Raw genomic sequence first — 25575 nt, 5'->3', positions numbered from 1 at the left:
GAACGGCCCCCGATCCGACCGGATCGGGGGCCGTCGCTTGTATGAGCACAATGAGTAGAAAAGCCCAATAGCCCGACGTGAGAAACTCCGTCGCGTAGGGTGACCTGCGGTGAGCGACCCACGAGCACCGGCCCGTGACGCCTCCCTTGCCACGTTGGGGAGCCGTCCGCCGTTCTACCGAGACGCCACCGTCGTGCGCTGGATCGCCCAGGTCGGCACGCTCATCCTGGTCCTGGCGGCCATGTGGTTCCTTGCCACCGAGGCGGGCGACAGCCTGCGCGCTCGTGGCGCGAACATCGATTTCGATTTCATCTCCGACCACATCGGCATCAAGGTCGGCTGGGGCATCGACACCAATCCCGATTCGGGCGGCCGAGCGCTCTGGGTCGGCATGGTGAACACCATCCGCATGGCGGCTGCAGGCATCGCTCTCGCCTCGGTGGTCGGTGTGCTGGTGGGTCTGGCGCGGCTGTCGTCCAACTGGCCGCTCCGCCGTCTGGCGGGCGTGTACGTGGAAACCCTGCGGAACATTCCGTTGCTGGTTCAGATCCTGGTGTACGCCGCGGTTCTGGCGACGCTCCCGAATGTCTCCTTCGGGATGGGACCGATTCCCGGTTGGGTGCACCTGTCCAACAAGGGCCTGTCGATCCCGCGCGTCTTCGTCGCCGATGGCTTCTACCAGTGGGCCGTCATCTTGGTGATCGGCGCGGTGATCGCCCACTTCGTATTCCGGCGGCTCGCAACCAAGCGGGAGATGACCGGCGCGCAGACTAACGCTGGCGCGTGGGCCACCGGAATCGTTGCTGTCTTCGCCATCGTGGGCTGGTGGGTGCATCCCATCTTTGGCTGGTTGGGGAACATTCTCGGCGGTCTGGCTGATGCGGTCGGAGCCATCCCACAAGGAGCTGTGCAACTCGTCGCGGCCGTCGCTGCGGTAGCGGTGGCGGTGTGGTGGATACGCCGCTTCCTCGCTCAGCACCGCACGCCCGCAGGCCTCACGCGGCTCACCGACGACGACTGGTTCCGCATGATCTTCGCCGTGGTGGCAGCGGCGATTGTCGTGCTCTTCGTGGCGGTGCTGTGGCCCGGATTGTCGAGTTGGGTCGTCAACTCATCGTCTGACGGCCTCGGCGTGCTCGCCGACAAGTTCGGAAATGGCCGCACCGGTCCGCCTATCGATGCAATGAGGCCCGACATCACCCAGCCGGGCAACTTTCCCAACTACGGACCCGCCGGTCTGAACCTGCCCATCGGTTTCGCCGCCGTCTATTTCGGCGTGGTCTTCTACACGGCAGCGTTCATCGCAGAGATCGTGCGCGGCGGCATCCTGGCAGTGCCCAAGGGCCAGAGCGAAGCCGCACAAGCACTGGGTCTGCGACGCTCGACGGCGTTGCGGCAGGTGATCTTGCCCCAGGCGCTGCGGGTGATCCTGCCCCCGGTGGGCAATCAGTACCTGAACCTCACCAAGAACACGTCGCTGGCCATCGCCGTGGGCTACAGCGACCTCGTCCAGATCGGCCAGACCGTCTACAACCAGACCGGCAAGACGCTGCAGGTCATGGCGGTGTGGATGCTGTTCTACCTGGCGTGCTCGCTGACGATCTCCGCGGTCGTCAACTTCTTCAACATCCGGCTGCGGATCGTGGAGCGCTGAGGTGACCGATCCGATGCAGCCCGCTGCCTTGACGGTCATGGCGGCCGAGCCGGTGGGCCCGGCGACGAGCCCGCCTGACCGCCCGAGCCTGCCGCCAGGTCGCTGGATCCGCGAGAACCTCTTCCCCAACACCCGCAATTCGATTCTCACCGTCTTGGCGGTCCTCATAGCGCTGTTTGCGTACCGCGGCCTGTTGAACTTCGTGTTCAGCGAGGAGCGCTCCTGGATTGCCGTGCGCACCAACCTGCGTCTCCTGTTCACCCAGGCCTACCCCGAGCACCAGTACGTGCGCATCTGGGTGGTGGTCGGAACGATCATGGTGCTCGCGGGAGTGAGTGCCGGCATCTGGGCTCGCTGGGGCGGGGTGACCGTAAAGCGATTGATGGGCTGGCTGATGTCAGGGGCCGCCCTCATCGCGACTGGCGTGGTGCTGCGCGAGCCGAGCGTGCTCACCGATGCAGCGGGCGAGGCGCTGCGCGACGGTGCCGGCGAGCGGGTGCGCGAGTCCTTCGCCTCCGCGATGGCGGATCGATGGGTGTGGTGGGTCCTTGCGTTGGTGCTGTTCGGGATCAGTCTGGCCCTGTGGCTGTCACTCGATGATCTGCGCCGTCGCACGACCGCGATCCCGGTCTCCTGGCTCATCTTCGGCGTGCCGGGTCTGCTGGTGGCGTCCACCTGGGTGGTTCGCTACGGTCACTACGGATTCACCGAAGGCGAGTTCATCGCTGAGCCTGGCCGCATCGTGGCGATGAGCACAAGGCTGCCGTGGACAGTCATGTGGCTGCTGTTGGTGGGCTGTTTTGCCCTTGGGCGACTCGCACGCGACCGCGCCATCGCCTTGTCACAGGCGGCCGCGGACGCCGACGACGCCGACGGCGCCGATGAGGACGCCGCATCGGTGCTGCCACGCAGATCCTTGGCGAAGACACGTGCAACGGTCAACTTGTTGTGGCTGCTGAGCCCGTTCTTCCTCTATTGGGTCGTCATGCGCGACCCCGAGATCGACTACGCCCATGTGTTTTCGACCATGCTGCCGATGGGGTTGGCCTTCGGAGTAGCGGGCTCGGCGGCGCTGTGGTGGATGACGCGGACCGACGCCGGCGAGTTCGGGCGGTTGGCAGCGATCGGCCTACTGCTGCTGGCCGCGTTCCAGTGGGTTGCGGCGTTCTTCGGCTGGTACTCGATGCTGCAGGTTGCACGCATCGGATTCGTTCTGCTGGCGGTCGCAGGGCTGTTGGCGCCCAACTTCGCAGGCGTTGCCGCCCAGCGTCGCAGGCTGGTGGGAGCGTGGCTGTTCGTTGTGCTGCTCGTCTTCTACGGCGCGACGGTCATCAACTCGCCGTCGACTGTGGAGACGCCGACGAACATGTTCGTCGGGGGATTCAGCGTCACATTGCTTGTCTCGGTGCTGACGATCATGCTGTCGTTCCCGATCGGGGTGCTGCTGGCGCTGGCACGAACCTCCCGCCTGCCGATCTTCCGGGTGTTGTCGACGGTCTATATCGAGGTGATCCGCGGCGTCCCGCTCATCACGTTGCTGCTGTTCTTCTCCGGCGTTGTGCCGCTGTTCCTGCCCGACGGCATGGAGCTAGCGGAACTGGCCGCAGCGATCATCGGTTACACCTTGTTCTCGGCCGCGTACCTGGCCGAGAACGTGCGCGGAGGGCTGCAGTCGATCCGCCGCGGGCAGTACGAGGCGGCCGACGCCGTCGGGCTGACCACCACCCAGCGCACCGGATTCATCGTGCTGCCCCAGTCGCTGCGAGTGTCGATCCCGCCGCTGGTGGGACAGGTCATCGCTACGTTCAAGGAGACGTCGCTGCTCGCCATCATCGGGCTGTTCGACTTCCTGCGGATGGCCAACTCGGTGGTCCCGAACCAGTCGCAGTTCCTGGGTGTTAGACGTGAGGGACTGCTGTTCGTCTCGGCTGTCTATTGGGTTGTGGCGTTCGCCATGTCGAAGTACAGCCAACGACTCGAGCAGCGAGTGGGACTGGGCCAGCGATGAGAATGAAGCACCGGCCGACTGGCCGGCGATAAGGGGGACTTGACCATGAGTTCGAGCGCACAATCGGCCCACGGCGACGCCACCATTGCGGTGTCCGACGAGCTCGCGGCGCGCGACGACATGATCGTGTGCCGCGACGTCGACAAGTGGTTCGGTGACTTTCAGGCCCTCAGCGGCATTACTGCCACGATCAAGGAGCAGGAAATCGTGGTCGTGCTCGGGCCGTCAGGCTCGGGAAAGAGCACCTGGATCAGGTGCATCAACCGGCTGGAGGCCCATCAGAGCGGCCAGATCATCGTGGACGGCATCGAGCTGACCAACGACCTGCGCAACATCGAGAAGATCCGTTCCGAAGTCGGCATGGTCTTCCAGCAGTTCAACCTGTTTCCGCACCTGACCGTGATGGACAACATCTCACTGGCGCCGATCTGGGTGCGCAAGAAGTCGCGGCCCGAGGCCGAGGAACTGGCGGAGTCGCTGCTCGAACGAGTCGGCATCCCCGAGCAGGCGCAGAAGTTCCCCGGCCAGCTCTCAGGTGGTCAGCAGCAGCGCGTGGCGATCGCCCGGGCGCTGGCGATGGAGCCCCGCGTGATGCTGTTCGACGAGCCCACCTCGGCGCTGGACCCCGAGATGATCAAAGAGGTGCTCGACGTGATGGAAGGGCTGGCACGCTCGGGCATGACCATGATGGTCGTGACCCACGAGATGGGCTTCGCCCGAGAAGTCGCCGACCGCATCATCTTCATGGAGGGCGGCGAGATCGTCGAGGTGGGTACGCCCCACCATTTCTTCACCGATCCGGCCGAAGATCGCACCAGGCTGTTCTTGAGCCAGGTGCTCTAGCCGGGCCGAGCGGGCTCCACGGTCGCCGTAGCTGACAGTGCTCTACTGACAGTGCTCTGCTGACGGTGCAGGCTCAGCCGTTGGGCTCACCGTAGGGGCTGCCTGCCTCCTCGTAGCACGCTGGGTGGTAGTGCTCGACACGATCCCAACGGTTCTTCGCGTACACATTGCAGATGATCTGCTCAGCCCTGATGCGCGCCCGGAACTTGATGAGTTCGTCGCACACGGCGCAATAGGCCGAATTGCCCGCGTCGACGGTCCGCGACACCGCCCGGCTCTTCCATCGCTTGTGTTTCGTTGCTGGCGCTTGCGTTGGAGTCGGAGATGACGACGTCGTTGTGTCCGTAGCCATGGCGGGACCCTAGCGAACGCTCGCGCGATCAGGGTGGATATTCGCGCGTTTCGCGCGATTATTGGTACTTTTCGCGCGACTTTGAGCAATAATTCGCGCGTTAGGCGCGCGGTCTCGGCCGCTGTCTGCTGGCTGTGCCCGGCGGCGAACAGGCCCAGATAGCGTGCCGGGCCGTGTCCGAAGGCCCATCCAGCACAGTCGACGCGGTGCTCTTCGACTTCGGCGGCGTGATCACCGAGAGCCCCTTCGAGTCGTTCAACCGCTACGAGGACCGCATTGGCGTGCCTCGCGACACCATCCGGCAGATCAACGCCACCAATCCCGACACCAACGCGTGGGCACGGCTGGAGCGCAGCGAGGTGAGCGTCGACGAATTCGCTGGCCTGTTCGAGGCGGAGGCTGCCGACCGGGGATTCGAGGTGTCGGGTTCACAGGTGCTGGCGTGCCTCAGCGGCGGGCTGCGACCGCAGATGGTGCGCGCACTGGAGATCTTGGTGGAGCGTGTGCCGGTCGGCTGCATCACCAACAACGTGCGGTCCGGCCATGGTGCGGGGATGGCCCGGGATGCCGCCACGGCGGCCGCAGTAGCGGAGGTGATGCAGCTCTTCAGGGTGGTGATCGAATCGTCGGTTGTCGGACTTCGCAAGCCCGATCCGCGCATCTACGAGCTGGCGTGCTCCAAGCTGGGCATCGACCCGGTCCGCACGGCCTATCTGGACGACCTGGGCATCAACTGCAAGCCGGCCGCCGCCATGGGCATGAAGGCGATCAAGGTGACCGATCCTGATGCGGCGCTGCGTGAGCTCTCCACCCTCGTGGGCTTCGACCTGCGCTGATGCCTCACTTGTTGACGCGGGACCTCACCGGATCACCTACAGGCCGCTCGCCCGCTGAGGTGGGCCGTTAGCGTCAGCGTGGTGCGTATCGCGACCTGGAACGTCAACAGCCTGAATGCCCGGCTGGAGCGGGTCGACGAGTGGCTGGACTATGCCGAGCCCGATGTGCTGCTGCTGCAGGAAACCAAGATGTCCGACGAGCAGTTCCCGCATCTGCACTTCGAGGCGCAGGGCTATGCCTCGATCCACCATGGCGAGGGGCGCTGGAACGGTGTGGCGATCCTGTCAACCGTCGGGATCGAAGACCCGATTGCCGGCTTTGCCGACGGCCGAGAGCCTGACCCCGACGCCCGCATCATTTCTGCCCGCTGCGGCGGTGTGACAGTCAGCTCGGTGTATGTGCCCAACGGCCGAGCCGTCGACCACGATCACTACCACTACAAGCTCGACTGGCTCGGGCGCTTGCGGGCACACCTCGAGGCCACCTGCGATCCGGCTGCACCGGTGCTGGTGGGGGGTGATTTCAACGTGTGCCCCGACGACCGCGACGTGTGGGACCCGGACAATCCCGAGCCGCGCACCCATGTCACCGAGCGCGAGCGGGCAGCGATCCGCGACGTGTGCGACTGGGGGCTGCGGGACATCTTCCGCGAGCACTACGACGATGCGGGCCTGTACAGCTGGTGGGACTACCGCGACGGTGCCTTCTACAAGCGCCATGGCCTGCGCATCGACCTGCTGCTCGGCACTGAGCCGGTGGTGGCGGCCGCGCAGTTCTGCTTGATCGACCGAAATGCACGCAAGGGCACCAAGCCCTCAGACCACACCCCAGTGTTCGCTGACATCGCGGTGTAGCAGGCCGCCACAGCTGATCCGCGCAGCGGTCCACGAGAGTTTGCAGACTGCTGTCGTCGGCGAGTACTGCTACGACCGTCCTGACGGCCTGGCCGTGGTGCCTCTCACGGCGCTCGGACCCTGAGCGAGGGGCTCGGCGGGCAGAGCGACGACGCCAACAGAGGCGACTGCTGCTCTCATGATGTTGCACCTCGGCGAGTGCGCTCTTGGCGTCGCAGCCAGCGCACGATGCCCCAGACAACCGCTGCGACAGCGGCGATCGGGAGGCCCCATATCGCCGTGAGCATCCGCACGGTGTCAAATGTCTCGGGGAACCATGCGAGTTCTCGCCCGCCATGTGTGGCGGCTGATCGGCAGTCGACTCCGTTGTGCCCGGCATCGAAGGCTGCTTGGCCTATCGGTTGGCATTTGCTGTGAGGCACGATGGTTCCATCGGCTTCGTGGGGATAGCTGGCCGGCAGTCCGAGTGATGTCAGCCCGGATTGGGTGAATGCGTCTGCGGCTGTGCCGTTGCGTAGTCGAACATCTCCTCGATGTCACCGAGCAGCCAGTCGTGTTCATCGGCGGCGATCAGTTCGAGCATGGTGCGATCCCCGTACGCAGGGGCCGTGCGTCGCGCCACGATCGGCGGCATTCCTTCACGCAGCCGGTAGCGGAGCAGGTCGGCGATTCGCACAATGGTGCCGATCTTGGGCATCCGCTCGGGCGGAGGTCCGTTGGCAAGCCATCTGTCGACTGCCTGGCGTGTGACCCCGGTGAGCTCCGCCATCGCGCCGCTGTTCAGATCCAGCGTGTCCATCGCTCTGCGCAGCGGTGTGGCGCTCTTGCGCTCGAAATCGATGTCGCCCATGGCTTTGGAGAACCACGACAGGTAATGCTCGTCGATGTCGCTGCGTGCACGTACGCACTGATGCGGTACCCCTCCGACGAGGCCGCGCACCCTGTCGACGAGCACGGTGATGACGCCGATCCCGTCAGCGGAAGGCGCGATCCATGGCAGCTGCACGAACGCAGGCCTCAGAAGCGAATACACCACAGCAGGCGAATGCTCGCTGGCAGAGTCCTGAGACGGCAGCGCAGCAAGCGCTCGTGCTGCGATGCAGTTCTCTGGCTCGGCTTGGTACGCCGAGCTTGCCTGGCAACGGCGGTTCACACCGAGTCCGATGTGGCCATGGGCCCGCGGTTATGAGTCGGTGGTGAAGGTGACCCGGCCGACGAGGTGTGCGGGTGACCAGATGCCTTCGTCCCAGTCGGCGAGGCGTCGTCCGGGCACGGCGTCGAGCCAGTCGTCGATCCTCTGGCGTGCGTCCGTGATCTGCTGGGTTGTCGCGGCGTCGGCGTTGGGGAGGACCCCCCGGGCTTCCAGTGCGGCCGGTGAGAGGTCGCTGGTGCCGGGGTTGCCGATGCAGGTGTTGTGTCCCCAGCCTGTGGCGCCGATGCCGACATGCAGCAGCCGGTTCTCTTTGTGCTTGTTCGGTGCGGCCAAAGCGAGGTGATGCGCGGCGTGAACAGAGGTGAGTCCGGTGCCGGTCATGTCGACCCGGATCGTCGCACCGGTGCGCGTAGATGTGCCGGCGCGGGCCGACCAGCGCGTCACGGCTGGTGTCGGTGAAGCTGCGGATGCCAGATTCTCCAACGACGGTGCCGATCAGGTGGGGCTGGCTGTCCGAGAGCAGCTCCACGGTGCCGTTGCGGTAGACGTGCCCGAACGAGGTGCGGTTGCCAGCTGATCAAGATGCCGTCATCGGTCAGTTCCGCGGTGACGTTGCGGGGCGCGAACCGCGAAGCGTCATGGCCGGTGATCTCAGCGACCCGGTTGCCCTCGTTGTCCTCCGTCTCGGCATCTTCTCTGGCGAACGCCGGGGAAGCGCCGGGATCGAACCCCAGCGAGTTCGGGTAGCTCCCGGCAGCCCCTCCGAGCCCAGGTCATGACGGTCCCGAGCCCCGTCGCAACGTATGTGCAAAGGGAATAGGTTGCACTCTTGTGGCCTGCTCCGGTAACGTGTCGCCATGTTCACGGTGGAGGACATTCTCAGAGGCGACTTGGACGAAGCGGCGGCAGTGGCAGCGGCGGCAGTCCCTGATGTCGTAGCTGCGTTCGACCTCATCGTGCCCATGGTTTCGAGCGAGTGCAGCATCCCCGTGCTGAGGCGCTACTACGCACTGGCAGACGCAGCGATCCGCACGCTGGTCGGCGCTCCCGATGGCGGCATCTCTGCGGGTGCCCCGCAAGCTGCGGAGGCTCGCCTCGGAGTCATCGGCCAGATGATGCAACGCGACATCCCTGTCCTGGTGTGGCTCGCCCCGACGCCCGACGGCATCGGGTTCGTCAAGGTCGTCGTCGACCGCCTGCGCGGGCATTTCGGCGGGATCCCGAACCAGTGCGTCAGGGCGCGCGACGGCATCGACGAGCACCATTTCGATTGGGTTCGCAAAGCGCTCGCAGGTGTGGAGCTCGAGCGCACCTACGGCGCTCCGCTGCAACGAGCGATGGCGATTTTCGACCTGTCGAGCGCAGATGTCGCTGACGTGATGGGAGTGACCCGCCAAGCAGTGGAGAAGTGGCTGCTCGGGGGGCCTCCTTCTGATCGGCGAGAGAAGATCGGCGCGCTCGCCGAGATCGCCGACATATTGCACTACAGGCTGCGGCCGGGAACCCCGCCAATCGTCGCTCGCATGAAGTCAGACGCTTACGGCGACCGAAGCATGCTGGAGATGTTCGCTGACGACGAGCATGGGTGGTTGCTCGCAAGCGTGCGAAAGAGCTTCGACTTCACCGACGTGGCGTGAACATGCAGCCTGTCGAGATCGGCGGGCGTGGCTACCTGCGCGTCGCAGATGCTCATTGGACCGATCCGCTTGATGGCTCGCACGCCGCAGTCGGCAACGGACAGCGCTGGAATCCGCCCGGCATGCCATGCCTGTATCTCAATCAGGACCGCCAGACTGTCGAAGCAAACCTCCGGCTCAGGTTCGACCCGTTCCCATACGTCCGCTTCCTGGACCCGGCGACCTCACCGGTGATACTGGAAGTCGAGTTGCCGCCCGGCTCCGCAGCAGATGCATATACGCCCCAAGGCATCGCCGCGGTCGGCCTGCCATCGACATACCCGCTAGACGGCAAAGGGCAACCGGTGCCCCACCACCAATGCCAACCCATCGGCCGAGCAGCCTTCGACGCAGGAATGAACGGAGTCGACTGCAGATCCGCAGCCACCGGCGGAAACCGAGAAATCGCGTGGTTCCCGCGTGATCAAAGGGCTCGCATCCTGACCAGACGCACGCTGGACGCTTGGCGAAGCACCGACCCAGCCGCCAGATAGCCGACGCCGCCCGACCCGACGCCCGCTAGGCGCGAGCCGTTCGTCATACTGCCGTCGCGCGTGAGCGGCTATGGGTTGGTGGTGAAGGTGACCCGGCCGACGAGGTGTGTGGGTGACCAGATGCCGCCGGGGTAGAAGCCTCCGTCCCAGGTGGGGATGAAGTCTTCGGGCTGCATGAAGCCCGAGCCGCCGCTGCCGATGTATTGCTCTTCGCTGATGAGCCGGAAGATCGCTTCGGCGGTGTAGGTGGTGCCAGGGGTCAGGCCGCTGACGGTGACGTATGAGTCGTCTTCGTGCATGCAGCCTTCGCTGCCGAACAGCGTGGCGAAGTTGCGGCCGTACAGGCTGTACTGGGGATCGTCGGCCTTGACTGAACCGCTGCCTTGGAAGTCGGCGAGCCGTCGTCCGAACACGGCATCGAGCCACTGGTCGATCGTCCCGTGTGCGATCTCGAGCTGCTGGGCTGTCGCGGTGTCGGCGTTGGTGATGAGCCCGAGGGCCTCCAGTGCCCGTGGTGAGAGGTCTCGGGGGCCGGGGTCGCCGATGCAGGTGTTGTGCCCCCAGCCCTTGTAGCCGATGCCGACGTGCAGCAGCCGGTTCTGTTGCTGCTGGTTCGGCGCGGCCAAAGCGAGGTGATGCGCGGCGTGAACAGATGTCAGCGTGTCGCCGGTCATGTCGACTCGGATGGTGGCGCCGGTGCGCCACCTGTTGGTGACCGTCACGAGCCCGGCTGCGGGCAGCTGACGGGTGGAGTCGGTCGACACCGCTTTGGAGGGGTTGCTGCGGACGGTGTTGCGCACCGCGATCACCCGGTAGGAGAACTGTGTCAGCGGCGCGATCTCGTCGAAGGTGTCAGTGCGCACGAAGTCGCCGTTGTTGTCATAGATGCTGCGGTCCACCTCGACGGTCACCTCGGAGCCGGCGTCGGACCATGCGGTGGTGTTGGTGCCGGTGATGGTGTGAACGTCGGCGAAGGGCAGTGCACGCTCGGACTGGGTGACCAACCGGCGCTGGATCACATAGCCGGTGACCGACGAGGCGTCGGATGCGGGCGGGTCCCAGTCCAGGTTGATCGCCAACGCGGTGCCGTCCGCGACGGCCTGCTTGGTGGGGATCGACACGGTCAGGCCTTGGGGGGACTGCGCGTTGGGCCGCGCAGCGTCACGCTCGCGTTCGATCCATGTGCCCTCGGTCAGGCGGCTGCCGAAGTCGCGGTCGGGGTTGTCGTCGGCGTTGCGGCCGTACAGGGCGCGTATCTGGTAGTTGTGGTGGCGCGGGCCGACTTTCGCGTCGCCGCTGATGTCGAGGACGGCGTAGGTGCCGCGGCCGTTGTGGTTCTCGGTGTCGATCAGGCGCGGCCCGCTGTCGGACAGGTCGACGACGGTGCCGCCGCCGGTGTGGACATGTCCGAACGAGGTGCGGTAGATCTCATAGCCCCTGATGGGGCGCCTGTCGGTGCAGGTGTACTTCCAGTAGCTCTTGGTGCGATCCTCTTCCACCCAACGGCGCACGTAATCGGTCAGGACGCCGTTTTGCCAAATTCTCGCGGAGTGCCAGGTCTGAGGGCCGGGCACCCGCTCGATGTCGTAGTCGGCGCAGGCGGAGCGCTGCGAGGGCGGCTGCCATGTGATGTACATGCCGTTGGAGACCGCCGTGACGGTGACATTGCTGGGAACGAACGCCGAAGCGCCATGGCCGGTGATCTCAGCGACCCGGTCGGGGTCGTTCTCGTTGTCGGGTGTCAGCGCATCTTCTCTGGCGAACGCTGGGGGAGCGCCGGGGTCGTATCCCAGCGTGTTGGGGTAGCTCGCGGGCAGGCCCGGCATGGTGGAGCGGTCATCGAACACCGGGGTGCTGGTGGCAGCGCCGACCGTGAACACCTCCGACAGGGCGTAATAGGGGGTGCTGGGCCAAGTATTGGGCACGAACCCCTCACTCAGGACACGGCCCGAATTGTTGAGACGTCCGACCTCGACGTTGCTCCTGCCCAGCGCGGTCGAGCCTTTGGCCGTCCCGTTGTTGAAACTGCCGGTCCACACACGGCGGTTCACGGGGACCCAGCGGGTGCCCTGGCGGCGCCTGGGGTTGGCCTCGTCGTCCCAGGAGCCGTCGTAGAAGTCCTGGTAGCCGTCGGCGATCTTGGAGCCGTTCAGCCAGTAGATGTGCACGCCCTTGTCGGTGTCGGTGTAGGTGGTCGAGGTGTTGTCGCGTGCATCGACGTCGGCGGTGCTGGCAACCACCCGGAAACCCGACGCGTAAGGCTTGATGGCCGAATGGGCGCTGCCCGCGTTGGCCTGGCCTTGGGTGTAGGCGTTGTAGTCGGCGATGTCAGCAGAGTTCGGGCGGCGGCTGCCGGTATGGGTGAGGAACAAGAGCCGGAACTCGTCGCCGACGTTGAGGCCGCTGGGCGTGAGGGCCCAGTTCTCAGGAACCGCTGTCGAACTCGGATGCGAGGACCGCACCACGACCCCTTCCTCGCCGTCGTCGGGCGGAGGCACGAACTGCTTGTCTGGCAGGTCGCTGGTGTCCACCGTGACCGCCGAGCGGGGATCGCCGCCGTCGCCGTCGCCGCCGTCGCCGTCGTCGGGATCGCCGTCGTTGCCGTCGTCGCCGTTGTCGGGATCGCCGTCGTTGCCGTCGTCGCCGTTGTCGGGATCGCCGTCGTCGTTGCTGGGATCAGGGTCAGGGTCGGGATCGGGGTCAGGGTCGGGTTCGGGATCGGGGTCAGGGTCGGGTTCGGGTTCGGGTGCGAGTTCGCCGTTGTCGGGGTCGCCGTTGTCGCTGTTGTCGGGGTCGGGGTCGGTGGGGGGTGCGCCGGTGTCGGGGTCGCAGCCGGTCACAGGGTCAGCCGCGACGTAGTCGGCGGCCAGGTTCACTCGCGAGTAGTTGCCCCAGCGGCTGAGCTGGTCGCCGCGGCGCGCTTTGACCCGATAGGTGTACGCGGTGCCGGGCTGATCCGCGCAGCGATCGACGAACGAGACGTCGCCGGTGGCGGTGTCGTCGGCCACGACGTGGAACGTGCCGACGGCGTCCACGCCGGGGCGGCGGCGCAGCACTTGATAGCCCGTCACCGACCCGGCGTCGTCGACCGGCGCGTTCCAGCTCAGGGTGACTACGCCGTCTTGGAGCTGAGCGGACAGCCCCTTGGGATGCAGCGAGCTAGCAGACGCCCCCACGGCAGGAGACAGCACTGCTGCTGCGAGCGCCATCGCCGCCAGCGCCGCGGGCACCGACCGTCTGCGCCTGCGGGCACTCATTGAGGGGGGGGGGGGGGGTCTGAGACAGGCGGGCGTCGAACATCACGGACGAACTCCAAGACGGCCTTGGGACCCTGAGTAGGCTCGAAGCGGCTCATGGCCGCACAGCACCCGGGACCCGAATTGACTGCTGACCACCGCACCTTACAGGATTTGTCCAGAACAATTCAACTACATATGAGCATACCGCATATATCGGCCATTTCGCCTGTCGCCGCGGTTGCGGCTGAGCTGGGGATCAGCGGCCAGTCGATCTGCATGTAGCACCGCCGGGCGCGTATCGATGCCGGGTTCGAGCCCGCCATGACGACCGTTGAGCATGGAGAGCTTGTGGCGTTGCGCAAACGGGTCCACGCCGAGCTGACCCTCGGCAGGGGCATTGCGGTGTGCCCGCAGACCGTCGAGAGGCTGATGCCGTTGACTACCTGCCGGGCTGTCAGGCGGGGCAGTCGGGTCGCCTATGGCGCAGCGGGCAGCGCCTGATCAGAAACTGGGTGCTGGGGTTGGATCCACACCCAGGCTTGCGCACAGATTGTCGAGAGCATCGACGGTGTCTTCGAAATAGTTGGAGTGGGTAACCCTGATGGCGTCCATCGAGTCCGCGCCCAACAGCACGACCTCCACTTCCTGGGTGCGGAGTTGCACCTCGATTCGCCGGCCGTGGTATCGCGTGTGGATGTGGATGGCCCGATACCCCGACGCTTGTGGGCGGCTTCGTGTTCGGCGGGGGTGGTGTAGTCGCCTCGGCCGGCGAGCAGTGTGCTGTGGCTGCCGCGGATTGCTGTGCTGGGATGCGCTGATCGACGCGCCCGAGCAGCTACGGGTGCGGCGATCAGCATGCCCGGCGTCAGGCCCGACACGGTGACAGATGTGTCGTTGGTGTGGGTGCAGTCGCCGGCGGGCTGCCCTTGCAGGTGTTGTGGCCCCATCCTCGCGTGCTCGCATTAGGCTGTGGGGCGAGCGAGGCGAGCGTCAACGTTTCATCGACAGAGGTTCTCAAGGGAAGTCATGATGTCGGCTGAGCAGTTGCATCCCGTCGCGATCGAGGCTCGGAACGGCTACCGACTGTGGGTCCGTTTCGATGACGGCGCCGAAGGCGAGATAGACCTGTCTGGACGCGCCGGTCGGGGTGCTTTCAAGATTTGGAAACAGCGCGGGGTTTTCGAATCCGCGACCATCTCGCCGCATCGCACGATCCGCTGGTCTGCCGACGCAGAACTGTGCGCCGATGCCCTGTACGCGGAAATCACCGGCTGCGCCCCTGAGGAGATCATGCCGGGCCTGCGGGCCCCGGCAGATGCCTGAACTCTGCCGGTTCTCAGGCATCGTCATCAGGATGTACATGGGCGATCACGCGCCTCCGCATTTTCACGTCGAGTACGCGGAACACGAGATGCAGATGTCGATCCAAGGCAGGCGGATCATGAAGGGAAGCCTGCCTCCGCGCCAGGCTCGCCTCGTGACCGAATGGGCAGCCGCACGCGAAGAACAACTCCTCGCCGCATGGCAACAAGCTGCTCGTGACGAGTCACCGGGCAGCATCGATCCGCTCTAGCAGGGTTCGGCTGTTGCCGATTGTTCGGTTCGGGAGCCGCGTGGGTGGGTGCTCGTCGGCGCCGCGAGGCCGCGGGCGGGCAATGCTGTGACCCGCGGTTGGCCGCCTGCCGGCTCGCGTCCTATGGGCGGGTGGTGAAGGTGACCATGCCGACGAGGTGTGTGGGTGACCAGATGCCGCCGGGGTAGAAGCCTCCGTCGAAGGTGGGGATGAAGTTGCTGGCTTTGACGCCGGCGCCTTGGCCGCCGATGTATTGCTCTTCGGACACGAGTCGGAAGATGGCTTCGGCGGTGTAGGTGGTGCCCGGGTTCAGGCCCGACACGGTGACATAGGAGTCGTTGGTGTGGGTGCAGTCGAGAGCGGGGCTGAGGTAGCGGGCTTGGGCGGCTTGGTAGCCGTAGGGGCCGTCGGCGTCGCTGACGACCACCATCACCGGGTCGATGGAGAGCCCGTCAAAGGCGTTGTCGCTGGCGCTGTCGACCACGGTGTGCCTGATCCATCCCGCATAGTTGGCACCCTCATTCGCCAAGCTGCTCACGGTCACGGTCTTGGTGATCTTTCCGCCGACTGCGTCAGCGGGGCTGAATACCAGGGTCGTCTCCGAAGCGCCTTCGATGCGTATGCGATTGGAGACGAGAGTGTTCAGCTTGATGTGCACAACTGTGGCGGGGGCTGGATCGAGGGTGATGGTGTAGGTCGTCGTCGATCCCGGAGTGAGCTCCACGAATGCCTTGCTCACTTTCACTTTGTCGGTCGTGTCGGTGCTGTCGCGGATGGCGGTGCAGGTGTTGTGCCCCCAGCCTTTGGTGCCGATGCCGACGTGCAGCAGCCGGTTCTCAGGACCGCCGCGCGGCGGCGCCAATGCGAGGTGGTCCTTTGCGTGATTGCCGAGCTGGCTGCCGGCCGCGTCGGCGCCGGTCATGTTGACCCGGATGGTGGCGCCGGTGCGCCACACATTGGTGACCGTCACGAGCCCGGCTGCGGGCAGCTGACGGGTGGAGTCGACCGACACAGCTTTGGAGGGGTTGCTGCGGGCGGTGCCGCGCACAGCGATCACCCGATAGGAGAACTGGGTCAGCGCAGCGATCTCGGGATACGAGGCGGTTTGCACGAAGTTGCCGGCGCTGGTGTCGGACCAGGCGGTGACAGCGCTGCCGGTGATGGTGGCGACGTCGGCGAAGGGCAGTGCACGCTCGGACTGGGTGACCAACCGGCGCTGGATCACATAGCCGGTGACCGACGAGGCGTCGGATGCGGGCGGGTCCCAGTCCAGGTTGATCGCCAACGCGGTGCCGTCCGCGACGGCCTGCTTGGTGGGGATCGACACGGTCAGGCCTTGGGGGGACTGCGCGTTGGGCCGCGCAGCGTCACGCTCGCGTTCGATCCATGTGCCCTCGGTCAGGCGGCTGCCGAAGTCGCGGTCGGGGTTGTCGTCGGCGTTGCGGCCGTACAGGGCGCGTATCTGGTAGTTGTGGTGGCGCGGGCCGACTTTCGCGTCGCCGCTGATGTCGAGGACGGCGTAGGTGCCGCGGCCGTTGTGGTTCTCGGTGTCGATCAGGCGCGGCCCGCTGTCGGACAGGTCGACGACGGTGCCGCCGCCGGTGTGGACATGTCCGAACGAGGTGCGGTAGATCTCATAGCCCCTGATGGGGCGCCTGTCGGTGCAGGTGTACTTCCAGTAGCTCTTGGTGCGATCCTCTTCCACCCAACGGCGCACGTAATCGGTCAGGACGCCGTTTTGCCAAATTCTCGCGGAGTGCCAGGTCTGAGGGCCGGGCACCCGCTCGATGTCGTAGTCGGCGCAGGCGGAGCGCTGCGAGGGCGGCTGCCATGTGATGTACATGCCGTTGGAGACCGCCGTGACGGTGACATTGCTGGGAACGAACGCCGAAGCGCCATGGCCGGTGATCTCAGCGACCCGGTCGGGGTCGTTCTCGTTGTCGGGTGTCAGCGCATCTTCTCTGGCGAACGCTGGGGGAGCGCCGGGGTCGTATCCCAGCGTGTTGGGGTAGCTCGCGGGCAGGCCCGGCATGGTGGAGCGGTCATCGAACACCGGGGTGCTGGTGGCAGCGCCGACCGTGAACACCTCCGACAGGGCGTAATAGGGGGTGCTGGGCCAAGTATTGGGCACGAACCCCTCACTCAGGACACGGCCCGAATTGTTGAGACGTCCGACCTCGACGTTGCTCCTGCCCAGCGCGGTCGAGCCTTTGGCCGTCCCGTTGTTGAAACTGCCGGTCCACACACGGCGGTTCACGGGGACCCAGCGGGTGCCCTGGCGGCGCCTGGGGTTGGCCTCGTCGTCCCAGGAGCCGTCGTAGAAGTCCTGGTAGCCGTCGGCGATCTTGGAGCCGTTCAGCCAGTAGATGTGCACGCCCTTGTCGGTGTCGGTGTAGGTGGTCGAGGTGTTGTCGCGTGCATCGACGTCGGCGGTGCTGGCAACCACCCGGAAACCCGACGCGTAAGGCTTGATGGCCGAATGGGCGCTGCCCGCGTTGGCCTGGCCTTGGGTGTAGGCGTTGTAGTCGGCGATGTCAGCAGAGTTCGGGCGGCGGCTGCCGGTATGGGTGAGGAACAAGAGCCGGAACTCGTCGCCGACGTTGAGGCCGCTGGGCGTGAGGGCCCAGTTCTCAGGAACCGCTGTCGAACTCGGATGCGAGGACCGCACCACGACCCCTTCCTCGCCGTCGTCGGGCGGAGGCACGAACTGCTTGTCTGGCAGGTCGCTGGTGTCCACCGTGACCGCCGAGCGGGGATCGCCGCCGTCGCCGTCGCCGCCGTCGCCGTCGTCGGGATCGCCGTCGTTGCCGTCGTCGCCGTTGTCGGGATCGCCGTCGTCGTTGCTGGGATCAGGGTCAGGGTCGGGATCGGGGTCAGGGTCGGGTTCGGGATCGGGGTCAGGGTCGGGTTCGGGTTCGGGTGCGAGTTCGCCGTTGTCGGGGTCGCCGTTGTCGCTGTTGTCGGGGTCGGGGTCGGTGGGGGGTGCGCCGGTGTCGGGGTCGCAGCCGGTCACAGGGTCAGCCGCGACGTAGTCGGCGGCCAGGTTCACTCGCGAGTAGTTGCCCCAGCGGCTGAGCTGGTCGCCGCGGCGCGCTTTGACCCGATAGGTGTACGCGGTGCCGGGCTGATCCGCGCAGCGATCGACGAACGAGACGTCGCCGGTGGCGGTGTCGTCGGCCACGACATGGAACGTGCCGACGGCGTCCACGCCGGGGCGGCGGCGCAGCACTTGATAGCCCGTCACCGACCCGGCGTCGTCGACCGGCGCGTTCCAGCTCAGGGTGACTACGCCGTCTTGGAGCTGAGCGGACAGCCCCTTGGGATGCAGCGAGCTAGCAGACGCCCCCACGGCAGGAGACAGCACTGCTGCTGCGAGCGCCATCGCCGCCAGCGCCGCGGGCACCGACCGTCTGCGCTTGAGCCGACTCATTCGAGGGGGGGGGGGGGTCTGAGACAGGCGGGCGTCGAACATCACGGACGAACTCCAAGACGGCCTTGGGACCCTGAGTAGGCTCGAAGCGGCTCATGGCCGCACAGCACCCGGGACCCGAATTGACTGCTGACCACCGCACCCTACAGGATCTATCCAGAACAATTCAACTACATATGAGCATACCGCATATATCGGCCATTTCGCCTGTCGCCGCGGTTGCGGCTGACGCGCACCCGAACGCCCGCACACTCAGATCCGCAGGCCGGTTGGGCGCCGGTTCGCGCAGGCTCAGTGAGGCCGAGCCGCGTCGAGCGCGGCTCGGATAGCACAGATCGATTACATCCCCATTGATGACACAGATCGGTGCCAGACAGCCGAGTGGGACATATCTGTGCCACACGATACGATGTGCTCATGCCCACCCGGCGTCTCAGGCCCATGCGGACAGTGGGCCAGTTCGGCCAAGAAGTACGCAGGCTGCGCGAATCCGCCGGACTCACCCAAGCACAGCTCGCCCGCCAAGCAGGCGTCTCGAGACGATGGATCGGACGGCTCGAACGCGGCCACACCGGCGCCGAGCTCGACAACATCATGCGCCTCACCAGAGCACTCGACCTCAGCCTCACATTCGAGGAGCTCCCGACGCCATGAACGGCTCGGCGGACCTGACGGTCCTGATGCACGGGCACGCCGCAGCCCGACTGAGCAGCAACATCGATGGCGGCCTGTCGATCGCATACGCGGATGACTACATGGACGTTCCCGCGGCCGTCCCGCTCTCGCTCTCGATGCCGTTCACGGATCGAGCGTACGGACGTCGCACAGTCGAGCGTTGGGTTCATTCGCTGCTGCCCGACAACCCGAATGTCCTGAGTCGTTGGTACGCGAGGGAAGATGTGCGTCAGCGATCCCCCTTCGGCCTGCTGTCGACGAAGATCGGCTTCGACTGCGCCGGCGCTGTGCAGTTCTGCCCGGCCGGCGCAGAGGACCTTCTCGCGGATCGGGCCAGCGGCATCGATGCACTGAGCACAGCGCAGGTCGAACGCGAACTCGACGCTGTCGTCGCCGACCCGGACGCATGGCACTCGAACGACGTCGAGCCGTACTTCAGCCTCGGAGGATTTCAATCGAAGATCGCATTGCATCGAGTCGACGGGGGATGGGGCCGCCCGTACGGCAATGTGCCGACGACTCACATCTTCAAGCCCAGGTCCCGCGCCGGCGCCATGGTCGCTGTTGGCGAGCACCTGTGTCTGAGCGCTGCGGGCCGCCTCGGTCTGAACACAGCGCCGTCGCATCTCGAGCGGCACGGCACCGCGACGGCACTCGTCGTGGAACGCTACGACCGCGCATACGGCAACGGGCTGTGGGCACGCATCCACCAAGAGGACCTGTGCCAAGCGCTGGGCCTGGACGGGAACCGCAAGTACGAGCACAGCGGCGGTCCGGGAATGTCCCAGATCGGCGATCTGCTTCGACAGAACTCCACTGATCCTGACAAGGACCTGCGAAGTTTCGCCGATGCTCTCATCTATTCGTGGCTGGTCATCAACCGGGATGCGCACGCGAGGAACTACAGCATCGTGCACACCCCGAGCACGATCCATCTGGCCCCGTTGTACGACGTCAATTCCTCGCTGATGTTCAGACGCCCCAAGATCGGCGAAGCGAACATGGCGATGCGCTATGGCAGCACGTTCACGGTCTATTCGGCCGGCTCGAAACAGGCACTCGGGGACATGGCCAAGCGGCTGCGGCTTCCCCCAGGAGAACTCGCGCAACGTGCAGAAGAACTCGCTTCGGGACTGCCCGCCGCCATGGACTCAGCAATACGCACCCTGCCTGACGACCTGCAAACAGCGTCCGAGACCGAAGAATTCGCACAGCGAGTCCAACGTCGAACCAGCGAATGCCTCGCATCCATCAGCGCCGCGCGCAAGCACATTCGACAGACCCGAAGCGCATCACCCGGCTGACAGTACAGATCAGGGTGCCGATTGTTCGGTTATGGGTCGGTGGTGAAGGTGACGGTGCCGACGAGGTGTGCGGGTGACCAGATGCCGCCGGGGTAGAAGCCGCCGTCGAAGGTGGGGATGAAGTTCTCAGGCTTGACGCCGGCGCCTTGGCCGCCGATGTATTTCTCTTCGGACACGAGCCGGAACAGGGCTTCGGCGGTGTAGGTGGTGCCCGGGGTCAGGCCCGAGACGGTGTCAGCGCGAGTGTCCTGTGCTCAGAGGTTTGCGAGGATGCGTCGTGCGGCGCGCACGGCGGTTTCGGTGCGGGTCTGGCCGGTGATGCGCCGGACGTCGGCGTTGTCGGGCGCAGTCTGGGTGATGGCTGTTCGTACGTCGTTGGCGATGGCTGCGCGGCCGCCCACGATGATGACCTGGCCGACCCGGTAGTCGCGGATCAGCGCCGCGGTCGCCTCGGGCAAGGTGCCTTGTGCGGTGTAGGCGACTGCGGAGTTCTCCGTCGCTGCCGCCAATGCCGCTGCGACGCCGACATCGGGCGCGGACCAGCCGTTCGCGATCACCAAGGTGACGCCGTCGGGCGCCGCGGCGGGGTTGCCCAGCACCCGCCGGGCCGCCGCAGCGGCAGTGTCGACGCGGTCGGCGCCCGTCAGGCGTGAGATGCTGGCATCGCCCGCCGCCGCAGCGACCGCGTCGTGCACCTCGCCGCTGATCGCGGCGGTGCCTCCGATGAGGATCACCCGCGCAACGTCGTAGTCGCGCAGCAGCGCCGCGGAGGCTTCAGGCAGCACATCGTGCTGGGTGTAGAGCACTGCTGAGCGGCCGCTGCGCGCAGCCAGCGCTGTGGCTGCGCCGATGTCAGGCGGCGACCAGCCATTGGTCACCACCAACGTCACACGGCCTGCCCCCGACGGCGCGCCCAGGATGCGGCGTGCTGTGGCCGCTGCGGTGTCGGCGCGGTCCTCGCCCGACACACGCGCGAGGCCTGATTCCGACGACGCGGCACGGATCTGGGTGCGGACATCACGCGACACCGCCGCAGTGCCGCCCACGATGACCACCTCAGCAGGCAGCGCTTCGCGCAACAGCGCCCTGGTCTCTTCGGACAGCTCGTCGCCCGCGGTGTAGAGCACCACCGCATCGGAGGTACGCGCCGCGAGCACCGACGCCACGCCCACATCAGCAGCACTCCACCCATTGGCTACCACAAAGGTCGCGACACCCACATCAAAATCGCTGCTGCCGCCACCGCCGCCCGAACCGCCGCCCGAGCCGGAAGTGCCTGAGCCGGAAGTGCCTGAGCCGGAAGTGCCTGAGCCGGAAGTGCCTGAGCCGGAACCGTTGCCCGAACTTCGTCGCACGATCAGGCCGAGGCCCGCGTTGCTGACGTCGGCGTAGTGGGTGGGGCCTGCGATTGCATGCACGATCGTGAACCTGGAGTCGGCCGCAGCACCATTGGCGGTCACCCTGACCTGCTGGGGCACATGCCAGTTCGACGGCGTGAATCTGAGGACCGTCGGCTCCACCGACAGATCGTCTGCCGCATAGATCGTCACGTCCACGTCGGTTGGCGGTCTGGAGCCAAGGTCGGTCCTGACCTCGGGCGCCTCGAACTGAGGCGGCGAGCTGTTGAGCACCGCACCAGGGTCGGGAGCGCTGTTGAGGCTGACGGTGTAGACGGTGGAACGGCCCCTGGCGACCGAGAGCTCCTCGGTGTTGATCCGGAGTCCGGGACCGTCGTCGTCGAGGATCGTCACAACCACGTCGTTGCCGGCGACGCCGTCGTACTCGGTGGCGTCGCCCGCAACAATGCGGTGCGAGATCGAGAACGTGCCGTCGTTGTCGTTGTCGTCCTGGGCCGCCGCAACTGTCACCCTTTGGGGCCGATTCCAGTTCGAGGGGGTGAACGTCACGCTGGCGGTTTCGCCGTCGTTGACGGTGACGACGCCGGCCGGGCCTGTGACCTCGATGGTCACGTCGGCTGTGGGTGCTTGCGCGAGCGACATGGTGTAGGCACCGGTCTCGCCCTCGTTCACCGTCAGATACAGCGGTGACAGCACCACACCAGCAGCATCGTTGTCGGTGACGTCGACCGCGATGTCGGCGTTCACGCCCTTGTAGTCGGGGGCGTCGCTGTCGGTGGTGTGGGTGAGAGCATCGTTTTCGCTGTTGGTGTTGTCGTCGTGGGCGATGGTCACTGTGACCGTCACCGGTTTGTCCCAGTTGTCCGCCGTAAACGTGAGGATTGCGGGCTCCACCGTCACCACCGGCCCGCCTCCGGGAATGCCAACGGTCACCTCATCGGATGGCTCGCTGGTCAGCTCGACGGTGTAGGTACCGCTTCCTTCCTCGAGGATCCCGATGCCACCGGGCGAGACGCTCAGGCCCGCGGTGTCTGCGTCCGTCACGGTGACAGTGACGGAGGCGACAGTGAGCTCGAAGTACTCCTCGGCGCTGCCCTCGACGACGGTGTGAGCGATCTCGACGGTGTCGTCGTAGGCGTCGTCGTCGTTGCCGGCGATCACGGTGACGGTCTGGGGCGTGTCCCATGTCGACGCGTCAAAGACAAGCTGGGACGGATTGGTGCTCACGTCATCGGCGCCGGTGACTTTGATGGTCACCTCGCTGGCCGGCGGATGCGACAGCACGACGGTGTACGTGCCGGTGCCGATCTCGTCCACCGTCAGCTGCGCGGCCGACACGGTGATCTCGGCAGTGTCGTTCTCGGCGATGGCGACCCTGACCGAGTCGACGCTGCTGTCGTCATAGTCGGCGTCGCCGCTGGCAGCCGTGTGGGTGAGGTTGACGGGTGCTTCGTCGTCGTCGCCGTCGTCGGCAGCGGTGACGGTGACGGTCTGGGTTGTGTCCCAATTCGAGGTGGTGAAAGTAAGTGCGTCGTTGGACACGTCGCTGCCCGCCAGCGACGCGGACAGCCCCTTGGGATGCAAAGAGCTAGACGACGCCCCCACAGCAGGCGACAACAACGCCGCCAGCAGCGCCACCGCAGCAAACGCTGCGGACACAGCCCATCTGCGCCTGGGGGGCCTCATTCCGCGGGGGGGGGGGGGTCTGAGACAGGCGGGCGTCAATCATCACGGACAAACTCCAGGACGGACTTGGGACCCTGAACAGGCTCGAAGCGGCCCAACGCCGCACAGCACTAGGGACCCGAACTGACTGCTGATCACAGAACCCTACACGACCTATCCAAGACTTCTCAATCACACATGAGAACAGCGCATGTATCAGCCATTTCGCCAGCACACCCGCACACGCGGACACGGCTGGTCCGCTGTGCGCCTGTTCTCGCAGCCTCAGCGAGGCCGAGCCGCGTCGAGCGCAGCCCGGGCGGCAGCCACCCGCGAGGCGGCGTCGTCAGGCGACAGCGCCGGGGGCTCTGCGGTGGCCGCGGAGATGAGTTCCAGCCACGGTGATGGGTTGCGCAGCCCGTCCGCCGCACCCCGTCCAGTGCGGTGGCGTGCCCAGGTGAAATGCAGCGTGTGAGTGGCCCGCGAAACGGCAACGTAGAACAGCCGCCGTTCCTCGGGGTCGTCGCGGCGCAAGGGCACGAGACCGTCCTCGACGCCGGCGATGACGACGTTGCGCCACTGCAGACCCTTGGCGGCGTGGAAGGTTGCGAGGGCCACGGCACCGTCGCGTGGTTGGAAGGGGGTGCCTGATCGGTCGCTGTCGAACAGGTCGGCAGTGAGTTCGCGATCGCTGCCCGACAGCAGCCCCACCCAGGTCGCAAAGCCCTCGCCGGTGGGGCCGCTGCGCCCCGATTGGCGACCGGAGGTTCGTGACATCTCGGTCAGGTAGGCATCGGCGAGTTCGAGCACTCGCATCAGCACTGGTTCGGGGGCCGTGCCCGGCTCGGCATCGAGTGCGTCGGCACGCAGGTCCTCGACGACCGTAGAGAAGTGCGCATCTGCCGTGCTGAGGCGCTTGAGCAACTCCCGGACAGCCGGCAATTGCAGGAATGAGCTTCGCTGCCCGCTGAGGCGAGAGGGGATGCCGCGTGCATCGAGGGCAGCTGCGACATCTTCGAGTTGGGCGTTCGTGCGTGCGAGCACTCCGAATGAGTCCCAGCGCACGCGTCCGGCATGGCGATCGTTGATCCAGCGGGCAATGCCGGAGGCCTCTGCCGCTGGGTCGTCGAATGCCGTCACTGTCGGTACAGGGCCGATCTCGTGCGGGCGAGCCGTCGTTTGTGCATGGCCGCCGACGCTTATGACGCCCGAGTCGGACTCGGTTGCCATGACTGCCTGTGCCGCTGCGACCAGCGATGGGTGGCTGCGGTAGTTGAGCTCGAGCCGGATGATCTGCGCTCCTTCGAAGTGCCGGTCGAATTCGGCGATGTAGCGGCTGTCGGCGCCGTTCCAGCCGTAGATCGCCTGGTCGATGTCGCCGACAGCGCAGATATCGGCAGTCTGGTTGTGCACTGCCTCGGCGCCGCCGATCCACTCCCACAGCAGGTTCCACTGCAGCCGGTTCAGATCCTGAAACTCATCGACGAAGAAATGTCGGTGCAGCCAACGCTGAGCCGCAGCGAAGTGTTCGTCGGAACGCATCAGGCGGGTGCACTCGGCGAGCAGGTCGTCGAAGTCCAGCAGCCGGCGACGGGACTTGGTGCGCTCGAAGTGCTTGAAGAGCTCCGCCGCTGCTTCGCCGCCCTCGCGTCCCAGCCGCGCCAGCGCAGGCCCCTCGCGGTAGTCGGCAACCGACAGGTCGCTTGCCTTCGCCCAGTCGATCTCTCGCAGAGCAGTGCTGACGGTGATCGGCGGCCTCGGCCCGAACGCCCGCTGGAGGTGCTCTGACAGTTCGCCGCTGAGCGACGCCCGGTTCGGCAAGATCTTCCGCTCGGAGCGGCCGCGGTCGGTGTCGTACTGGCGTAGCTGGGCGAGTGCGATCGAGTGAAACGTGCCGACCGGCCCCATGTCGTCGACGGCGAGCCGCCGCAGCCGTGACCGAAGCTCCCGCGCAGCCCGGCGAGTGAACGTCACCGCCATAGCGCGTCGTGCTTGCACCGACTCGGTGGCGGCTCGCCAGGCGATTCGCTGTGTGAGCACACGGGTCTTGCCGCTTCCCGGACCGGCCACGATCAGCAGCGCGGCCGCGGGCGAGCGCACCGCTGCACGCTGCGCGGCGTCGAGGCCGTCGTCGGACGGCAGTGGCTCATCCGGAGGCGCCGCGAGAGCCGCATCGTTCACGAGAGCGAACCTAGATGATGAGTTCCAAGGGGTGAGTGGTCGTAGGCGGTCAGTGAGCGTGCTGGTCGGGTGTGTCGCTAGGTCTCGTTGTGCCAGAAGGCGGCGGTGAGGGCGAGGAGGCGGGCACCGCTGCGCACGGCGACGCCGGAGCGGGTGCGTCCTTTGTGGCGTTCGAGGGTGAGTTGGCCTTTGAGGGTCTGGTTGATCGACCCGATGATCTGGCGCAGGGGCCGCAGGAACTTTGCGCCGGGCCGTGGGGCCTCGGATCGTGGTCAGTTG

At 66.2% G+C, this 25575-nt stretch carries 22 protein-coding genes and 1 pseudogene; 13 read left to right on the top strand and 10 right to left on the bottom strand.

What is annotated here, in order from left to right; translation table 11 throughout:
- Positions 1-109: 109 nt before the first annotated feature.
- The 3 genes from ACOCMM_RS14735 to ACOCMM_RS14725 all read left to right on the top strand — a co-directional run bounded on the left by ACOCMM_RS14735 (position 110) and on the right by ACOCMM_RS14725 (position 4505).
- The gene (locus ACOCMM_RS14735; RefSeq protein ID WP_419553885.1) at positions 110-1654 is read left to right on the top strand and encodes an amino acid ABC transporter permease; all 1545 of its coding nucleotides are present in this window, start codon (positions 110-112) and stop codon (positions 1652-1654) included.
- 1 nt (position 1655) lies between these two features.
- Entirely contained in the window at positions 1656-3662 is a 2007-nt protein-coding gene (locus ACOCMM_RS14730) for an ABC transporter permease subunit (protein ID WP_419553884.1), read from the top strand.
- Between the two features lie 120 nt (positions 3663-3782).
- Positions 3783-4505: an amino acid ABC transporter ATP-binding protein gene (locus ACOCMM_RS14725; RefSeq protein WP_419554895.1), complete on the top strand. Its 723-nt coding sequence runs from the start codon at positions 3783-3785 to the stop codon at positions 4503-4505.
- Positions 4506-4578: 73 nt separating this feature from the next.
- Here the strand turns inward: ACOCMM_RS14725 and ACOCMM_RS14720 are convergent, their stop codons facing one another.
- Positions 4579-4773 (bottom strand): hypothetical protein, encoded by a 195-nt coding sequence (locus ACOCMM_RS14720; protein WP_419553883.1) that lies wholly within the window; start codon positions 4771-4773, stop codon positions 4579-4581.
- A 257-nt stretch (positions 4774-5030) separates the two neighbouring features.
- Here ACOCMM_RS14720 and ACOCMM_RS14715 point away from each other — a divergent pair, with 257 nt between their 5' ends.
- Both ACOCMM_RS14715 and ACOCMM_RS14710 read left to right on the top strand, forming a co-directional pair.
- The gene (locus ACOCMM_RS14715) at positions 5031-5693 is read left to right on the top strand and encodes an HAD-IA family hydrolase (RefSeq protein WP_419553882.1); all 663 of its coding nucleotides are present in this window, start codon (positions 5031-5033) and stop codon (positions 5691-5693) included.
- 81 nt (positions 5694-5774) lie between these two features.
- The gene (locus tag ACOCMM_RS14710) at positions 5775-6548 is read left to right on the top strand and encodes an exodeoxyribonuclease III (RefSeq protein WP_419553881.1); all 774 of its coding nucleotides are present in this window, start codon (positions 5775-5777) and stop codon (positions 6546-6548) included.
- Between the two features lie 472 nt (positions 6549-7020).
- Here the strand turns inward: ACOCMM_RS14710 and ACOCMM_RS14705 are convergent, their stop codons facing one another.
- Together ACOCMM_RS14705 and ACOCMM_RS14700 are read right to left on the bottom strand one after the other, a co-directional pair.
- Positions 7021-7701, bottom strand: coding sequence for a helix-turn-helix domain-containing protein (locus tag ACOCMM_RS14705; protein WP_419553880.1), 681 nt, complete (start codon positions 7699-7701; stop codon positions 7021-7023).
- 30 nt (positions 7702-7731) lie between these two features.
- Positions 7732-8082 (bottom strand): hypothetical protein, encoded by a 351-nt coding sequence (locus ACOCMM_RS14700; RefSeq protein WP_419553879.1) that lies wholly within the window; start codon positions 8080-8082, stop codon positions 7732-7734.
- On the opposite strand from ACOCMM_RS14700, the gene ACOCMM_RS14695 reads away from it, so the two are divergent.
- The 3 genes from ACOCMM_RS14695 to ACOCMM_RS14685 all read left to right on the top strand — a co-directional run bounded on the left by ACOCMM_RS14695 (position 8081) and on the right by ACOCMM_RS14685 (position 9871).
- On the top strand, positions 8081-8278 hold the full coding sequence (locus ACOCMM_RS14695; RefSeq protein ID WP_419553878.1) for a hypothetical protein: 198 nt from the start codon (positions 8081-8083) through the stop codon (positions 8276-8278). The two genes, ACOCMM_RS14700 and ACOCMM_RS14695, sit on opposite strands and share 2 nt — an antisense overlap.
- 280 nt (positions 8279-8558) lie before the next feature.
- The gene (locus ACOCMM_RS14690) at positions 8559-9338 is read left to right on the top strand and encodes a hypothetical protein (RefSeq protein WP_419553877.1); all 780 of its coding nucleotides are present in this window, start codon (positions 8559-8561) and stop codon (positions 9336-9338) included.
- A gap of 2 nt (positions 9339-9340) precedes the next feature.
- Positions 9341-9871 (top strand): RES domain-containing protein, encoded by a 531-nt coding sequence (locus tag ACOCMM_RS14685; RefSeq protein WP_419554894.1) that lies wholly within the window; start codon positions 9341-9343, stop codon positions 9869-9871.
- Between the two features lie 68 nt (positions 9872-9939).
- Here ACOCMM_RS14685 and ACOCMM_RS14680 read toward each other — a convergent pair whose 3' ends face one another.
- Positions 9940-13101 carry a fibronectin type III domain-containing protein gene (locus tag ACOCMM_RS14680; RefSeq protein WP_419553876.1) on the bottom strand — a complete coding sequence of 1054 codons (3162 nt, stop codon included), beginning with the start codon at positions 13099-13101 and terminating at the stop codon, positions 9940-9942.
- A gap of 330 nt (positions 13102-13431) precedes the next feature.
- On the opposite strand from ACOCMM_RS14680, the gene ACOCMM_RS14675 reads away from it, so the two are divergent.
- Complete coding sequence (locus ACOCMM_RS14675) at positions 13432-13611, top strand: hypothetical protein (protein WP_419553875.1); 180 nt, start codon at positions 13432-13434, stop codon at positions 13609-13611.
- Here ACOCMM_RS14675 and ACOCMM_RS14670 read toward each other — a convergent pair whose 3' ends face one another.
- On the bottom strand, positions 13612-13773 hold the full coding sequence (locus ACOCMM_RS14670) for a hypothetical protein (protein ID WP_419553874.1): 162 nt from the start codon (positions 13771-13773) through the stop codon (positions 13612-13614).
- A 363-nt stretch (positions 13774-14136) separates the two neighbouring features.
- On the opposite strand from ACOCMM_RS14670, the gene ACOCMM_RS14665 reads away from it, so the two are divergent.
- Entirely contained in the window at positions 14137-14433 is a 297-nt protein-coding gene (locus tag ACOCMM_RS14665) for a DUF2442 domain-containing protein (protein WP_419553873.1), read from the top strand.
- Entirely contained in the window at positions 14426-14683 is a 258-nt protein-coding gene (locus ACOCMM_RS14660; protein WP_419553872.1) for a DUF4160 domain-containing protein, read from the top strand. The genes ACOCMM_RS14665 and ACOCMM_RS14660 overlap by 8 nt, the downstream gene beginning before the upstream one ends.
- Positions 14684-14804: 121 nt before the next feature.
- On the opposite strand, the gene ACOCMM_RS14655 is transcribed toward ACOCMM_RS14660, so the two are convergent.
- On the bottom strand, positions 14805-18086 hold the full coding sequence (locus tag ACOCMM_RS14655; protein ID WP_419553871.1) for a fibronectin type III domain-containing protein: 3282 nt from the start codon (positions 18084-18086) through the stop codon (positions 14805-14807).
- 444 nt (positions 18087-18530) lie between these two features.
- Here ACOCMM_RS14655 and ACOCMM_RS14650 point away from each other — a divergent pair, with 444 nt between their 5' ends.
- Both ACOCMM_RS14650 and ACOCMM_RS14645 read left to right on the top strand, forming a co-directional pair.
- Positions 18531-18767, top strand: a complete 237-nt coding sequence (locus ACOCMM_RS14650; protein ID WP_419553870.1) for a helix-turn-helix domain-containing protein — start codon at positions 18531-18533, stop codon at positions 18765-18767.
- A complete protein-coding gene (locus ACOCMM_RS14645; RefSeq protein ID WP_419553869.1) occupies positions 18764-20092 on the top strand; it encodes a HipA domain-containing protein in 1329 nt (442 codons plus the stop codon). Before ACOCMM_RS14650 ends, ACOCMM_RS14645 begins: the two co-directional genes overlap by 4 nt.
- Positions 20093-20121: 29 nt before the next feature.
- On the opposite strand, the gene ACOCMM_RS14640 is transcribed toward ACOCMM_RS14645, so the two are convergent.
- The 4 genes and pseudogenes from ACOCMM_RS14640 to ACOCMM_RS14625 form a co-directional block, all read right to left on the bottom strand.
- A complete protein-coding gene (locus tag ACOCMM_RS14640) occupies positions 20122-20268 on the bottom strand; it encodes a hypothetical protein (protein WP_419553868.1) in 147 nt (48 codons plus the stop codon).
- A 78-nt stretch (positions 20269-20346) separates the two neighbouring features.
- Positions 20347-23109: a cell wall-binding repeat-containing protein gene (locus ACOCMM_RS14635; RefSeq protein WP_419553867.1), complete on the bottom strand. Its 2763-nt coding sequence runs from the start codon at positions 23107-23109 to the stop codon at positions 20347-20349.
- A 291-nt stretch (positions 23110-23400) separates the two neighbouring features.
- The gene (locus ACOCMM_RS14630) at positions 23401-25296 is read right to left on the bottom strand and encodes an ATP-dependent helicase (RefSeq protein WP_419553866.1); all 1896 of its coding nucleotides are present in this window, start codon (positions 25294-25296) and stop codon (positions 23401-23403) included.
- Positions 25293-25565 (bottom strand): annotated as a pseudogene (locus ACOCMM_RS14625) (hypothetical protein); the annotation flags it as partial. The gene ACOCMM_RS14630 and the pseudogene ACOCMM_RS14625, both read right to left, overlap by 4 nt.
- Positions 25566-25575 lie beyond the last annotated feature (10 nt).

The organism is Candidatus Poriferisodalis sp. (assembly GCF_965198245.1).
Taxonomy (GTDB): domain Bacteria; phylum Actinomycetota; class Acidimicrobiia; order Acidimicrobiales; family Poriferisodalaceae; genus Poriferisodalis.
The sequence above is the reverse complement of the archived record's forward strand: the minus strand, read 5'-3'. Positions and strand labels throughout refer to the sequence as shown.